Here is a 14986-nt window from a genome sequence, read left to right as displayed (position 1 = left end):
CAGTAAAAAAATTCGGTGGAGCGGTAGTTCAGTCGGTTAGAATACCTGCCTGTCACGCAGGGGGTCGCGGGTTCGAGTCCCGTCCGTTCCGCCACTTATTAAGAGCCCTGAGCATTTGCTCAGGGCTTTTTCTTTTTCTGCTGTCTGACAACTTCTTAGACAGACTGCGGTATATTCTCGCTCAGAAAATCGATAAAGGCGCGGATGCGCGTACTGACGGCTCGGTCGCTGTAATAAACGGCGCTGAACTGCATCGCAACAGGCAGACGCTGATCCGCCAGCACTTCTACCAGCTCTCCCCGGGCAATTTCCTTATCAATCATATAGTCGGACAGACAGGCAATGCCGTTTCCACTCAGGCATAGCTGCTTAATGGTTTCGCCGCTATTGGACGAAAGGTCGGGCGTAACTTCAAGTAGCTGACCATCACAGCAGGTCACCGGCCAGCTATTTAACGTCATAGGTTCCGTAAAGCCGATACAGGTATGTTCGAGAAGCGCTTCTACCGTCTCTGGCGTACCGTGCTGCTCAAGATACGTCGGTGAGGCAATCACGCGGCGATAGCTGGTAAACAGCGGTCGTGCGCGCAGGCTGGAGTCGGTCAGCGTGCCGACGCGAATGGCGACATCTACTTTACGCTCGATAAGATTGATAAAGGTCTCGGAAGACACCAGCGACAGGGTCATTTCCGGGTAGCGCTCGCGGAACGGTTTGATCAGCGGCATCAGGTAGTGGAGCACCACCGGCGTCGCCGCATCGATACGCAGAAGTCCACGAGGCACGCTACGGGCTTCCAGAATCTCATTTTCTGCTGCGGCCATTTCCTGCAGGATCCCCTGGGCACGTCGGAAATAGCGTTCACCTTCTTCCGTCAGGCTAAGCTGCCGGGTGGTACGATTCAGGAGACTGACATCCAGCTTCATCTCCAGTTTTTTCACCGAACGGCTTACCGCAGAGTTTGCCTGTCCAAGCTGCTCAGCAGCCCGGCTGAAGCTGCCGCTTTCCACTACGGCAACGAAGATCGCCATTTCTTCAGACGTTGTTTTCATTGTTGCACCTGACGCAATATTTTCCCGCTACTTTTCTATTTCGTTATTTAATCATCCCGATGCAGGCCTGTCATCCCGATCCTGACGACCTGGCACGCTGGAAAGTAAGCACCCGCTTACAAAAAGCCCGAAAGGTATCTGGCAAATAGCGTTGAAACTGCGTGCTAAAATCCCTATAACAGAAGAACCTGGTTATTGAGGTCTTGAACCGAAGTGCGAAAAAATACCTATGCCATGCGCTATGTTGCCGGACAGCCTGCGGAGCGAATTTTGCCGCCAGGGTCGTTTGCGGGCATCGGCCAGGCATTGCCCGCCGGTGTGCCTATCAGTAGCGAAGAGCGAATTCGGGTGCTGGTGTGGAATATTTTTAAACAGCAGCGTGCGGAGTGGTTATCGGTACTGAAGGATTTTGGTAAGGATGCCCATCTGGTCCTGCTGCAGGAGGCGCAGACCACGCCCGAGCTGGTCAGGTATGCGACCACCCACTATCTTGCTGCCGATCAGGTTCCGGCCTTTGTTTTGCCGCAGCATCCCTCGGGAGTGATGACCCTGGCTGCCGCCCATCCGGTCTACTGTTGTCCGCTGCGCGAGCGTGAGCCGATCCTGCGTCTGGCGAAATCAGCCCTGGTGACCGTCTATCCGCTGCCGGATACCACCCTGTTAATGGTCGTCAATATTCACGCGGTTAACTTCAGCCTTGGGGTGGATGTCTACAGCAAACAACTCCTGCCTATTGGCGATCAAATTGCCCGCCACAGCGGCCCGGTGATTATGGCCGGCGATTTTAATGCCTGGAGCCGTCCGCGGATGAATGCGCTTTATCGCTTCGCCCGGGAGATGTCGCTGCGGGAAGTCCGCTTTACCGATGACCAGCGTCGTCGTGCCTTTGGCCGTCCGCTGGATTTCGTGTTCTATCGTGGTCTAAACGTGCATGAAGCCTCCGTTCTGGTCACTCGCGCCTCCGATCACAACCCGCTACTCGTCGAATTCAGTCCCGGCAAACCTGTCTGAACAAGATACGTCAGGTCTGCCGTTGGGCAGGCCTGACGTGGGTGCTGCCCTTTATTTCAACCAACCAAAGGACATCACCATGACAGCAGGCTCCCATCACGACAATGTGGAAAAACAGTTTGGCTCACAGGCCGAGGCCTATTTAACCAGCGCGGTGCACGCCTCAGGGCGAGATTTACAGCGGCTGAGTGAACGACTGTCCCACTTTCCCCATGCCAGCGTGCTCGATATGGGGTGCGGTGCCGGACATGCCAGCTTTGTTGCCGCCGCGCAGGTGAGTCAGGTCACCGCGTATGACTTATCCAGCCAGATGCTGGAGGTGGTTGCCGGTGCTGCAAGAGAGAAAGAACTCAACAATATCATTACTCGTCAGGGCTATGCGGAAAAACTCCCGTTTGCCGACGCGACTTTTGATGTGGTCATCACGCGCTATTCCGCACACCACTGGCACGATGTCGGGCAGGCGCTGCGTGAAGTGACGCGTGTTCTGAAACCCGGCGGCGTACTGATTTTAATGGATATCCTCTCTCCGGGTCATCCAGTGCGGGATATCTGGCTGCAGACCGTTGAAGCCCTGCGCGATACCTCACATGTCCGCAACTACTCCAGCGGTGAGTGGCTGTCGATGGTCAATGACGCAGGATTGATAACGACCAGCCTGCACACCGATCGTCTGGTGCTGGAGTTCAGCTCCTGGGTGGCAAGAATGCGAACGCCTGATGTGCTGTGTGATGCGATTCGGCTGTATCAGCAAAGCGCTTCGCAGGAGGTGAAAGTGTATTTTGAGCTGCAGGAGGATGGCTCATTCACCAGCGATAATCTGATGCTGGAAGCGCGCAAGGCAGGATAAAAAAGAAAAAGGCACCGGGGGAAGTCGGTGCCTTTTTTTATGCAGAGTTGAAAACTGTCAGGAATCGGGCGTCGTGCTGTTATTGACAAACAGCGTCAGCCGGTCGCCAGGCTGCAGCTTGTCAGTATCGTTGTTCCAGCGCATCACATCTTTGATGTTCACGCCGTGACGTTTCGCGATACTCGACAGCGAGTCGCCTTTGCGCACGCGATAGGTAATGCTATCGCTGTTATTCGCCAGACGCTGCGCACTGGTGCCTGCACCTACGGTCAGATTTTGTCCGATCTTCAGGCCAGAGCCGCGCAGATTATTCCACTGCTGCAGATCTTTCGCCGTCACGCCGAGGCGCGATGCGATGCCTGAAAGCGTATCGCCTGAACGTACCTTGTAGCTACGACTCGGAAGCGGGGTGTTATCCGCAACCAGCGTCGGCTGCACGGCAGCAATTTCACCCGAGGCCAGCGATTCACGCAGCTGGTCCGCATGTTTCTGCGGGACCATTACATACTGCGGGCCGCTGGCACCCAGCGTAGAACCCTTAACGCCTGCGTTAAAGGTCTTCAGCTTATTGACAGGCATACCCGCCATATCGGCCAGCTGCGCTATCTCTACCGGGTTGTTCAGTCGAACACGCGCCAGTGCACGGCTTTCGTCTGTGGTTGGCAGACTGACACCGTAGCGTTTGCTGTTTTTGAGAATATCACTCAACGCCAGCAGTTTAGGCACGTAGATCTTCGTTTCCTGCGGCAGTGAAAGCGACCAGAAGTCCGTGGGTTTACCCCGCGCCTTATTGGCTTTCATTGCCTTCATTACCCGCCCTTCGCCGCTGTTATAGGCTGCGACCGTTAATAACCAGTCGCCGTCAAACATACGGTTCAGACGCTGCATCATGTCGAGTGCTGCCGTTGTAGAGGCAACAACATCACGACGCGCATCGTAGCTGCGGGTCTGTTTCAAACCATAATTTCGCCCTGTGCTCGGTATGATTTGCCAGATGCCTGCGGCATTGGCACCAGACGTTGCGTGCGGGTTAAAAGCGCTCTCCACTATGGGTAGTAGTACCAGTTCCATGGGCATGTTACGTTTTTTAACTTGCCCTGCTATCCAGTACATATACGGCTCTGCCCGTAAAGTTACATCGTGGAGATAGCTCTTATTACTCAAATACTTCTGTTTCTGTTCGCGAATCCGGGTATTTTCCGGAATTCCCATCTTTAGCTCGCCACCTATGAAAGCCCATAAGTCCTGTTCCTGCGCGAGGGATGTTCCATCGTCCATCCAGCGCGCCTGACTTATAAACTTTCCAGCTTCCCCTTGACCAGCTGCAGAAAGGCTCTGTGCGTGCTGCTTAACGTTGCCATCATTTGATGCCTGGCAACCCACCAGCAGGACAGAGGCGAATAATATCGCTTTTGCCTTCATGTGTGTGTCAAATTTTAGTTGCTTAAAAGACGAGCAATGATAACGGCGAAGTCTGGCGATGACAAGTAAGAATTGTCAGAAGTTGTCTTTCTTTGCCCGTAACCAGGCAAAACGCTCTTCAGGTTGTTGCAAATTTGTTTCTTTGCTAATTTCTTTAATTAAATCAGCATCATCCGTGCGTAAGAATATATTTATTTCCCGCTCAGTTTTCAGATTTGTAGGGAGTGTCATTTGGTTTTTTGCGCGTAACTCATTAACTTTTCGATAAAAATCACTAATGTGCGGATCGTGCGGCAGAAGGCTATGAGAAAACTTCATATTTGCTAATGTATACTCGTGCGCGCAACAAATCAGCGTATCCTCCGGAAGTGCATTTATCTTCTGGAAGGATTGATACATCTGCGTTGCCGTTCCTTCAAACAGACGTCCACAGCCGCCGGCGAACATCGTGTCCCCGCAGAAAAGATAAGGAAAACTGAAGAAACAGATATGTCCTAAAGTGTGTCCCGGCGTGCTGAATATGCTAAGCGTCAGGCCCAGTTCGCTGACATTTTCACCGTCTTTTACGCAGTGGGTGATGCCTTTATCGCGGGTTTCTTCCGGTCCGTACACCCGTAGTTCGGGGAAGTGTTCACGTAACGTACTGACGCCGCCAACATGGTCATTGTGATGATGGGTAAGCAGAATGGCCTGCGGCTGCCAGCCATTTTCAGCAATAGCTTTCAGTACCGGGGCCGCTTCGCCGGGATCGACAATCAGGCAGCGTCCGTCATCATCGTTCAGCACCCAGATGTAGTTATCCTGAAATGCGGGAATACTGTTAAGATTCATAAATTACCTCTCAAAGCGGACGGTTGTGATGAAACCAGCAAGGAAATCTGAGATTGTCGCGGCGCCTGAAGGCTGGGCCGGGATCCCCAGAGGGGAGTATTATCGCGAAGCGCTGGAGCAGCAACTCAAACCCTGGTTTGCCAAAATGTACGGCTTTCACCTGCTTAAAATTGGCAACCTCAGCGCGGAAATCAATTCCGAAGCCTGCGCAATCTCACATCAGGTGAATGTGTCACAGCAGGGAAGCCCTGTACAGGTTCAGGCCGACCCGCTGCAGCTGCCTTTTGCGGAAAAATCGGTGGATGCCTGCCTTCTCGCCCATACGCTGCCCTGGTGTTCCGATCCTCATCGCCTGCTACGGGAAGCGGATCGGGTACTGATCGACGATGGCTGGCTGGTTATCAGCGGTTTTAACCCGATAAGCCTGCTGGGGATCCGCAAACTGATGCCTCTGCTACGCAACAGGCCGCCCGCCAGTAGCCGTATGTTTACCCTTATGCGTCAGATGGACTGGCTATCGCTGCTGAACTTTGAGGTTCTGCACTACGGGCGTTTTCATGTGCTGCCCTGGACAAAGCAGGGCGGCAAAATGCTCAGTACGCATCTTCCTGCGCTGGGCTGCCTGCAGGTGATTGTTGCCCGTAAGCGGACCATCCCGCTCACCCTCAACCCAATGAAGCAGCGGAAGACCAAAACTCCGCTGCGATCTGCCGTCGGGGCCACGCGGCAGTATCGCCATCGTCAGGATGAGTAATAAAGAAAGGGCCGACTACTCGGGCTTATAGCCGACGTCATCCTGGGTTGGATTGCCCGCTGCGGCACGCGCCAGTTCATCACAGCGTTCGTTCTCAGGGTGCCCGGCATGGCCTTTGACCCATTCCCAGCGAATCTGATGGTGGCTCAGCGCGCTATCCAGCCGCTGCCACAGATCAACATTCTTCACCGGTTTTTTGTCCGCCGTTTTCCAGCCGCGTTTTTTCCAGTTGTGGATCCACTGGGTGATCCCCTGACGCACATACTGGCTGTCGGTACTGATCACGATATCGCACGGCTCTTTCAGTGCCTCCAGCGAGACAATGGCTGCCATCAGCTCCATACGATTATTGGTGGTGAGTCGATAGCCGCCGCTAAAGCTTTTCTCATGCTGTTGATAGCGTAGAATGGCACCATAACCGCCTGGCCCCGGATTACCGAGGCAAGATCCGTCGGTGAAAATCTCTACCTGTTTGCGCATCTCTGGTAGACTTCCTGTGTTAAAAACGACAAGTCTGACACAAATGACCGCTATGAGCACTGCAATTACACGACAGATCGTCCTCGATACTGAAACCACCGGTATGAATCAGATCGGTGCCCACTATGAAGGGCACAAGATCATTGAAATCGGTGCCGTTGAAGTGATCAACCGCCGTCTGACCGGGAATAACTTCCACGTCTACCTGAAGCCCGACCGGCTGGTGGATCCGGAAGCCTTTGGCGTTCACGGTATCGCCGATGAGTTCCTGCTGGATAAGCCAACCTTCGCCGACGTCGCCGACGAGTTTATGGACTACATTCGCGGTGCTGAACTGGTCATCCATAACGCGTCGTTCGATATCGGCTTTATGGACTATGAGTTCGGCAAGCTTAACCGCGGGATCCCGAAAACGGATACCTTCTGTAAAGTAACCGACAGCCTGGCGATGGCGCGGCGAATGTTCCCGGGCAAGCGCAACAGCCTTGACGCACTGTGCTCACGCTATGAAATAGACAACTCTAAGCGAACGCTGCACGGGGCACTGCTCGACTCCCAAATTCTGGCGGATGTCTTCCTGCTGATGACCGGCGGTCAGACATCGATGAAGTTTTCAATGGAAGGAGAGGGCCAGCAGCAGCAGGGCGAGGCTGAGATCCAGCGGATTGTTCGCCAGGCCAGTAAGTTACGGGTGGTATTAGCCAGTGATGACGAACTGGTCGCCCATGAAACGCGCCTCGACCTGGTGCAAAAGAAGGGCGGAAGCTGCCTCTGGCGGGCCTGACGGCACGCAAGCGGCATGAAAACGACCATTCGGGTTGTTTTTCCAGCAAACGATTCAAAGTGAAAGAAAAAGCGTTGACGAAAATCGAGGTGAACCGTAATATTCGCCTCGTTCCCTCAGGGGGACAGTGGAGCGGTAGTTCAGTCGGTTAGAATACCTGCCTGTCACGCAGGGGGTCGCGGGTTCGAGTCCCGTCCGTTCCGCCACTATTCAGAAGGCCTGAATCAGCAATGATTCAGGCCTTCGTCGTTTCCCCCCCTTCACGCTTTATTTGTCTGTTTTGTTCATCCGGTATATAACGTTTTCTGCTGTGGATGCCTCGGGAGAATACTTAAGGATGAATAATGACGCTCTATGACATAAAGCCACGCTTTCAGGATCTGCTCAGGCCGCTGGTCAAACGCCTGTGGTCGTGGGGCATTACTGCTAATCAGGTCACCTGCACGGCGATGCTGCTATCTATTGCCTGTGGCGCAGCGCTTGCCTGGTTCCCGCATCCTGAACTCTTTCTGATCCTGCCTTTCTTCCTGTTCCTGCGGATGGCGCTGAATGCTATCGACGGGATGCTGGCACGCGAATTCAATCAAAAAACATCCCTGGGTGCGATACTCAATGAGGTGGGCGATCTGGTTTCCGATGCCGCCCTCTATCTCGCATTTGCCATGCTGCCGGGCGTTTCCGTCGGGCTGGTCGTCGGTACGGTGCTGCTGGCCTGGCTGACCGAGTTTTGCGGTATTATCGCCCAGACTCTTAACGGGCAGCGGGACTACAAAGGGCCGCTGGGGAAAAGCGATCGTGCGCTGCTGTTTGGTGCTCTGGGACTGGCCATTGCGCTATGGGATGGCGCACTGGGCTACGGCAACGCCATATTCTGGCTGGCGGCTGTGCTGTCAGTCTGGACCTGTATTAACCGCTGCCGTGCCGCCATTGGCACGCAAAAAAACTAATTCACTATCAGGGAGAGAGAGATGATCGCGCAAAACCGACCATGTGATGAGGCTATATTTACCGCCAGCGATGGAACCGAACTGTTCTTTCGTCGCTGGACAGCGACAGAAACCGCAGCACCGCGGGTGATTGTGATGTTTCACCGCGGGCATGAGCACTCCGGGCGTATGCAGCATGTTGTGGATGAACTGCACCTGCCGGATACCGCTTTTTATGCCTGGGATGCGCGTGGCCACGGGCGTTCACCGGGGGATCGCGGCTACAGCCCGAGCCTGGCGCGTTCCGTTCAGGATGTGGATGAGTTTATTCAGTTTGTCGCCCGCGATGCCGGCGTGCAGATCGGCGATATTATGGTGATTGCCCAGAGCGTCGGTGCCGTGCTGGTCTCCACCTGGGTTCATGATTACGCCCCGAAAATTCGCGGTATGATCCTGGCTTCCCCGGCCTTTAAAGTGAAGCTGTACGTGCCCTTTGCCCGTCCGGGCCTGGCGCTGATGAAGCGGCTGCGCGGTCTGTTTTACGTTAACTCCTACGTGAAAGGGAAATACCTGACTCACGATCCTGAGCGTATTGCCAGCTTTGAGCAGGATACACTTATTACCCGGCCGATTGCCGTCAATATCCTGCTGGATCTCTATCGTACCGCAGAGCGTATTGTCGCCGACGCGCAGGCGATTACCGTTCCGACACAGCTGCTGATCTCCGGGAGCGACTTTGTTGTCCATCATAAGCCGCAAAAACAGTTCTATCGTGGTTTACGCAGTCCGATAAAAGAGCAGCATATTCTCCCCGGTTTCTATCACGACACCCTGGGAGAAAAAGACAGGCATCTGGCTTTCGACAAGATGCGGGCATTTATCGACAGGCTCTATGCGCAACCCGTGCAGCATTTTGATTATGCCGAAGAAGATCGCTTTAGCCCCGGAGCGGATGCGTATCGCGAGCTGCTGGCGCCGCCACCGCGCAACTCTCCTGAAGGCATAACCTATCGTCTGCTGCGCTACGGAATGGCGACGCTGGGTCAAAAATCCGCGGGCGTCCGTCTGGGCTTTGAGACCGGTTTTGATTCCGGCAGTACGCTGGACTATGTCTATCGCAATGAACCGCAGGGCGAAGGCCGCATTGGGCGCTTCTTCGATAAAGTCTATCTGGATAGCATTGGCTGGAAAGGCATCCGCGTTCGCAAAACAAACCTGCAGAAAACCATCCTCGATGCCGTCGCGCAACTGCGTGCGCAGCAGATGCCGGTTCGCGTGGTGGATATCGCCGCCGGTCATGGTCGCTACGTGCTGGATGCGCTGGAGGGCGTGGCGGATATCGAACAGATCCTGCTGCGTGATTACAGCGAGCTTAATGTCAGCCAGGGGCAGCAGCGTATTGAAGAGCGTGGTCTGCAGCAGCTTGCCCGCTTTGAGCAGGGCAACGCCTTTGATTATGACTCGCTGGCCTCGCTCAATCCGGCCCCAACGCTGGGCATTGTTTCCGGTCTTTATGAATTGTTCCCCGGTAACAGGGATATTAAAGCTTCACTTGCCGGGCTGGCTGCGGCCATTCCTCCCGGCGGCATCCTGGTCTACACCGGGCAGCCGTGGCATCCGCAGCTGAAGACCATCGCCTGGAGTCTGACGAGTCATCAGAATAATGCGCCCTGGGTGATGCGGGTGCGCACTCAGGGAGAAATGGATGCGCTGGTCGAAGAGGCCGGTTTTGAGAAGCAGACTCAGCTTATCGATGAGTACGGTATCTTTACCGTGTCTCTGGCGGTGAGACGTGTGAATGACCACTAATGTGTTTATTCCCGGTGCGCCCGGCCTCTGGAAGCGGGCCGTGCTCTGGCTGCTATTGCTGGCTCCGCTGTTTTTTATCAGCTACGGGCAGGTAAACCACTTCACGGCCACGCGGGCGGATGTTCAGAGCGTGGTTTTCGCCTGGGAACATCGGATCCCCTTTGTTCCCTGGACCATTATTCCGTACTGGAGTATCGATCTTCTGTACGGTATTTCCCTGCTTGTCTGCACCTCGCGCCGGGAGCTTGATCGTCATGCGCTGCGGCTGGTGGCGGCATCGCTGGTGGCCTGCGTCGGCTTTCTGCTTTTCCCGCTGCAGTTTACCTTCCAGCGCCCTGAAACCGGCGGGGTGGCCGGACTGCTGTTTCGCCAGCTGGAGCAGTTCGATCTGCCCTATAACCAGGCGCCGTCGCTGCATATTATTCTGGCCTGGCTGCTGTGGTTGCGTTTTCGGGCGCACCTGTCGGCAGGCTGGCGTAAAGTCTCGAGCGCCTGGTTTTTACTGATCGGCCTGTCGGTGCTGACCACCTGGCAGCACCACGTCATTGACGTCTTCAGCGGACTGATTGTCGGCGTGATCATCAGCTATCTGTTGCCCATAAGCTGGCAAGGTCGGGGAAGGGGGCTTCGGCCCTCAAACTACGGGCTGGCGAAGCGCTATGGCCTGGGCGGGCTGCTCTTTTTTGTCGCCGGTCTCTTTCTGCCGCAGGGCTACCTGCTGTTCTGGCCCGCGCTGGCGATGATTATCGTCGCCTGCGGCTACCTTGGGCTAAGAGAAGCGGTCTGGCAAAAAGACAGCAAAGGACAGATCTCGCTCTCTGCATGGATACTCCTTTTGCCGGTGATAGTGGGCGCTCACCTTTCTCGTCGCTATTTCTGTCGTCGTTTATCCCCGGTCAGCGAAATCAGCGAGGGTGTTGCTATCGGCTACTGGCCCGTCAGTATCGTGACGCAGGCATCGGTGCTGGACCTGACGGCGGAATTTAACGCCAGTCCGGCCGTGAAGGGGCGACCCTGTGTCTGTTATCCGCTGCTGGATCTCACCGTGCCCGATCGTCAGCAGTTACAGGAGGCGGTGGAGACACTCCGGCATCTGCATCTCCAGTATGGCTCCGTGCTGGTGCACTGTGCGCTGGGGCTATCCCGCAGCGCGCTGGTGGTGGCTGCCTGGCTGATGACAGCGCGGGGATTAACGGCCGCTCAGGCGGTCGAAACCCTGCGCGCTCGCCGCCCGGAAATCGTTCTCTCCGCCGCGCATATCGCGCTCCTGGAGGAGATCTCGTGAACGAGACGGAAATGACTCACCGGGTTATGCAGGCACACTGCGCCGCATGGCGCTATTTTGCTGCCCTGAGCCTGCCCGCGTTCGGGCTGATGCTGTGGCTGCCGTTAAGCCTCTTCAGCCCGGCGATAGCCCTGGTGTTCCTGGCGATGCACTATTTTTGCTGGCGTCTGTGGCTGGATGAACGCCTCTTTGCCCTGTTGATAAACAGCGACGATCCTGACCTGTTCGATCGTGGGCTACGGCGGATATGGCCCGGGAAAAACACGGTGCCCCGATCCTGGGAATCACGCTGGCAGGGCACCCGCACGCTGTTTTTCCGCGCGGGTGGCTGTTTGCTGCTGCTGTGGCTGCTGTCCTTTGCAGCCTTATTCATTGCGCTCTGGTAATCCTGCCTACGCCGCCAGCCCACCCGAACTCACCCCAGCGTAAAGGGATCGGCATCCTGCTGCGCGGGAAATTTCTCCCGGTATTCGCGTAGCGCGCTCATCGACAGATCGGCATCAATGCGCGTCGCCAGATGCGGCTCGGCGGTGGCGAGGATCTCGCCCTGAGGGCTGATAATCCGGCTGTCGCCGCGATAGTGGTGTCCGTTGCCGTCGGTGCCAACGCGGTTGCATCCGGCGACGTAGGCCAGGTTCTCAATAGCGCGAGCCACCAGCAGGGACTGCCAGTGCAGGGAGCGTGGGGCTGGCCAGTTGGCGACATACAGGGCCAGATCGTAATCGTCGCGGTTGCGTGACCAGACCGGGAAACGCAGGTCGTAGCAGACCAGCGGCAGAATGCGCCAGCCGCGCCACTCAAAGACCACGCGCGTATCGCCCGCTTCGTAGTGATGGTGCTCGTCGGCCATCCGGAACAGATGCCGCTTGTCGTAGAAGTGGACTTTGCCTTCCGGCTCGACCAGCAGAAAACGGTTTACCGGACCGCGTTCGCTTTGCAGCGCTGCGCTACCGGCAATCAGCGCGCCGGTCTCCTGCGCTTTAGCCTGCATCCAGGCCACGACCTCTTCCTGCGGCAGGGACTGCACCGCCGCTTCCATGGCAAAACCGGTGGTGAACATTTCCGGCAGAACGATAATGTCGCGTCCGGTTATCTCTTCCAGCTGGCGATCGAAATGACGAAGATTCGCCGGCCCATCCATCCAGACCAGCGGTTGTTGTAACAGGGTGATTTTTAAGCCAGGCACAATAGCGACTCCCTTAAATACTGCGTTTTCACACTCTAGCATGTCGGGAGCAATAAAAAAGCCCCGCAGAATGCGGGGCCAGGAGGAGTGATGTTATGCCGCTTCAGGCTTGCGGACTTTCTCCGGCACCTTTACCGGCTGGGTCGCCAGCGCTTCAGGCTCAAAGTCATCGACGTTGATACTGCGCAGACGGCTGGTTTCAGCGGTCACCAGAATTTCAGCCTCATCCGGGGTGATAATGCCCTGGGCCAGCGCCTGCTGGGCCAGCTCATCCAGTCGGGTGAAGGAGAGGTTTTTACCCAGCTCTTTACAGATACGCTGGTGGATAGGATCGGCGGCCATCACGTCCAGCAGCGCCTGCTCCATCAGCCCTGCCGGGTTAAACTCGCTCGGCGTCAGATACTGGCCGCGGCCAATACGTGAACGCGTCGCGCAAGGCGTTTGCAGGATCTTCGCCACCTTGTGGTCCAGCTTATCGGACGGCGCGTGGTAGTGACGTCCGGTCGGGAAGATCACCACGCTCAGCAAACCGGCAACAACGCGATTCGGGAAGTTCTTCAGCAGATCGTCCATCGCCTGTTCCGCCTGATACAGCGCATCCTGCACGCCCCAGTGGACCAGAGGCAGATCCGCTTCCTGACGGCCTTCGTCGTCGTAGCGTTTCAGGACCGCGGAGGCCAGGTACATCTGGCTCAGCACGTCGCCGAGGCGCGCAGAGATACGTTCCCGGCGCTTGAGGCTGCCGCCCAGCACGGCCATCGACACGTCCGACAGCAGCGCCAGGTTGGCGCTCAGGCGGTTAATGTGCTGATAGTAGCGGCGCGTCGCATCGCTGGTCGGCGTGGCGCTCGTCAGGCCGCGAGTCAGGCCCAGCCACAGGCTGCGTACTTTATTGCTGCCCACGTGTCCGATATGTTTGAACAGCAGTTTGTCGAAGGCATCCACATCGTTATTCTGCGCGGCGGCCATCTCTTCCAGCACGTACGGATGGCAGCGGATCGCCCCCTGGCCGAAGATCATCATGCTGCGGGTCAGGATATTGGCACCCTCAACGGTAATGGCAATCGGTGAGCCCTGGTATGCACGGGCGAGGAAGTTGCTTTCGCCGAGCATAATGCCTTTCCCACCGGTAATATCCATCGCGTCAATAATGGCGCGCTGGCCGCGATGGGTGCAGTGGTATTTCACAATCGCCGACAGCACCGCCGGTTTTTCACCGAGCATAATGCCGTAGGTAATCAGGGATGCGGCCGCGTCCATGACGTAGGCGTTACCGGCAATCCGCGCCAGCGGCTCTTCAATGCCCTCCATCTTGCCGATGGAAATTTTGAACTGGCGACGAATATGGGCGTAGGCACCGGTGGCCATCGCCACGGATTTCAGGCCACCCGTCGCGTTGGACGGCAGGGTGATGCCGCGTCCGACCGACAGACATTCCACCAGCATACGCCAGCCCTGACCGGCCATTTTCGGGCCGCCAATAATGTAATCAATCGGGACAAAGATATCGTCGCCGCGGGTCGGACCGTTCTGGAACGGCACGTTCAGCGGGAAGTGGCGACGGCCAATTTCCACGCCCGGCGTCGAGGTTGGGATCAGCGCACAGGTGATGCCCGGCTCTTCGTCTTCGCTCAGCAGATGGTCCGGGTCGGAAAGCTTAAACGCCAGGCCCAGCACGGTAGCGATAGGGGCAAGCGTAATATAGCGTTTGTTCCAGGTCAGGCGCATACCCAGCACCTGCTGGCCCTGCCATTCACCCATACAGACCACGCCGACATCCGGGATGGCGCCTGCGTCAGATCCCGCTTCCGGGCTGGTCAGCGCAAAGCAGGGGATCTCCAGGCCACGCGCCAGGCGCGGCAGGTAGTGATTCTTCTGCTCGTCGGTGCCGTAGTGCTGCAGCAGTTCGCCCGGGCCGAGGGAGTTCGGTACCCCAACGGTGATCGACAGGATCCCGGAAACGCCGGAGAGTTTTTGCAGAACCCGCGACTGGGCATAGGCGGAGAATTCCAGACCGCCGTACTCTTTCTTGATGATCATCGCAAAGAAGCGATGCTCTTTCAGGAAGGCCCACAGTTCCGGCGGCAGGTCGGCCAGTTCGTGGGTGATCTGGTAGTCGTTCGCCATCCGGCAGGCTTCTTCCACCGGGCCGTCAATAAAGGCCTGCTCTTCCGCCGTCAGCTGCGGCTGCGGATAGTTATGCAGCTTTTTCCAGTCCGGGTTACCCTGGAACAGGTCGCCTTCCCACCAGGTCGTCCCGGCATCGATAGCCTCTTTTTCGGTGCGCGACATCGGCGGCATCACCTTACGGAAGCTGCGGAATGCCGGAGCGGAGATCATCGCCTTGCGCATCGGCGGCAGGTTAAAGGGCACCAGCATGATGGCCAGCGGCAGCAGCACCCAGAGTGTCCACAGGCCCGCAAAACCCAGCGCCGCAGTCCAGGCCAGCAGTGCCAGGCTGCTGAGAACCAGGCTGACGCGATGATAAAACAGGACGCCGATCAGGATAAGCGTTGCGACAATACTCAAAATCATCATAGAGAATAACTCCCTTTCTTGTAGGAGGTCTGACCACTTGTGATGATTAGGTTGTAGTGGA

At 56.5% G+C, this 14986-nt stretch carries 14 protein-coding genes and 2 tRNA genes; 10 read left to right on the top strand and 6 right to left on the bottom strand.

The window, feature by feature from the left end; genetic code table 11:
* Positions 1-17: 17 nt before the first annotated feature.
* Positions 18-94 (top strand) — tRNA-Asp (locus EDF81_RS21635).
* A gap of 61 nt (positions 95-155) precedes the next feature.
* On the opposite strand, the gene yafC is transcribed toward EDF81_RS21635, so the two are convergent.
* Positions 156-1049, bottom strand: coding sequence for a DNA-binding transcriptional regulator YafC (gene yafC / locus EDF81_RS21630; RefSeq protein WP_123350224.1), 894 nt, complete (start codon positions 1047-1049; stop codon positions 156-158).
* Positions 1050-1262: 213 nt separating this feature from the next.
* On the opposite strand from yafC, the gene EDF81_RS21625 reads away from it, so the two are divergent.
* A complete protein-coding gene (locus EDF81_RS21625) occupies positions 1263-2060 on the top strand; it encodes an endonuclease/exonuclease/phosphatase family protein (protein ID WP_123350223.1) in 798 nt (265 codons plus the stop codon).
* A gap of 79 nt (positions 2061-2139) precedes the next feature.
* Positions 2140-2910, top strand: a complete 771-nt coding sequence (locus tag EDF81_RS21620; RefSeq protein ID WP_123350222.1) for a class I SAM-dependent methyltransferase — start codon at positions 2140-2142, stop codon at positions 2908-2910.
* Positions 2911-2967: 57 nt separating this feature from the next.
* Here EDF81_RS21620 and mltD read toward each other — a convergent pair whose 3' ends face one another.
* Positions 2968-4332, bottom strand: a complete 1365-nt coding sequence (gene mltD / locus EDF81_RS21615; RefSeq protein ID WP_123350221.1) for a murein transglycosylase D — start codon at positions 4330-4332, stop codon at positions 2968-2970.
* Between the two features lie 75 nt (positions 4333-4407).
* Entirely contained in the window at positions 4408-5163 is a 756-nt protein-coding gene (gene gloB / locus EDF81_RS21610; RefSeq protein ID WP_123350220.1) for a hydroxyacylglutathione hydrolase, read from the bottom strand.
* Positions 5164-5191: 28 nt separating this feature from the next.
* On the opposite strand from gloB, the gene EDF81_RS21605 reads away from it, so the two are divergent.
* Positions 5192-5917 (top strand): class I SAM-dependent methyltransferase, encoded by a 726-nt coding sequence (locus EDF81_RS21605; RefSeq protein WP_123350219.1) that lies wholly within the window; start codon positions 5192-5194, stop codon positions 5915-5917.
* A gap of 15 nt (positions 5918-5932) precedes the next feature.
* Here the strand turns inward: EDF81_RS21605 and rnhA are convergent, their stop codons facing one another.
* Positions 5933-6496, bottom strand: coding sequence for a ribonuclease HI (gene rnhA / locus EDF81_RS21600; RefSeq protein ID WP_184999551.1), 564 nt, complete (start codon positions 6494-6496; stop codon positions 5933-5935).
* Between rnhA and dnaQ the strand changes: the two genes are divergently transcribed.
* From dnaQ to EDF81_RS21570, 6 genes are all read left to right on the top strand, one after another.
* On the top strand, positions 6450-7181 hold the full coding sequence (gene dnaQ / locus EDF81_RS21595; protein WP_221180836.1) for a DNA polymerase III subunit epsilon: 732 nt from the start codon (positions 6450-6452) through the stop codon (positions 7179-7181). The genes rnhA and dnaQ overlap by 47 nt on opposite strands.
* Before the next feature lie 129 nt (positions 7182-7310).
* Positions 7311-7387, top strand: a tRNA-Asp gene (locus EDF81_RS21590).
* A gap of 138 nt (positions 7388-7525) precedes the next feature.
* Positions 7526-8128, top strand: coding sequence for a CDP-alcohol phosphatidyltransferase family protein (locus EDF81_RS21585; RefSeq protein WP_123350216.1), 603 nt, complete (start codon positions 7526-7528; stop codon positions 8126-8128).
* A gap of 21 nt (positions 8129-8149) precedes the next feature.
* Positions 8150-9916: a bifunctional alpha/beta hydrolase/class I SAM-dependent methyltransferase gene (locus EDF81_RS21580; protein WP_123350215.1), complete on the top strand. Its 1767-nt coding sequence runs from the start codon at positions 8150-8152 to the stop codon at positions 9914-9916.
* The gene (locus EDF81_RS21575; RefSeq protein WP_123350214.1) at positions 9906-11201 is read left to right on the top strand and encodes a phosphatase PAP2/dual specificity phosphatase family protein; all 1296 of its coding nucleotides are present in this window, start codon (positions 9906-9908) and stop codon (positions 11199-11201) included. The genes EDF81_RS21580 and EDF81_RS21575 overlap by 11 nt, the downstream gene beginning before the upstream one ends.
* Entirely contained in the window at positions 11198-11587 is a 390-nt protein-coding gene (locus EDF81_RS21570; protein ID WP_123350213.1) for a hypothetical protein, read from the top strand. The genes EDF81_RS21575 and EDF81_RS21570 overlap by 4 nt, the downstream gene beginning before the upstream one ends.
* Before the next feature lie 29 nt (positions 11588-11616).
* Here the strand turns inward: EDF81_RS21570 and EDF81_RS21565 are convergent, their stop codons facing one another.
* Together EDF81_RS21565 and fadE are read right to left on the bottom strand one after the other, a co-directional pair.
* Positions 11617-12387, bottom strand: a complete 771-nt coding sequence (locus EDF81_RS21565; protein ID WP_123350212.1) for an amidohydrolase — start codon at positions 12385-12387, stop codon at positions 11617-11619.
* A 93-nt stretch (positions 12388-12480) separates the two neighbouring features.
* Positions 12481-14925, bottom strand: a complete 2445-nt coding sequence (gene fadE, locus EDF81_RS21560; protein ID WP_123350211.1) for an acyl-CoA dehydrogenase FadE — start codon at positions 14923-14925, stop codon at positions 12481-12483.
* Positions 14926-14986 lie beyond the last annotated feature (61 nt).

The sequence above is a fragment of the Enterobacter sp. BIGb0383 genome, from assembly GCF_003751845.1.
In the GTDB taxonomy this organism is placed as follows: Bacteria; Pseudomonadota; Gammaproteobacteria; order Enterobacterales; family Enterobacteriaceae; genus BIGb0383.
Note: the sequence above shows the minus strand (reverse complement) of the source record. Positions and strands in the feature narration are given on the sequence as shown.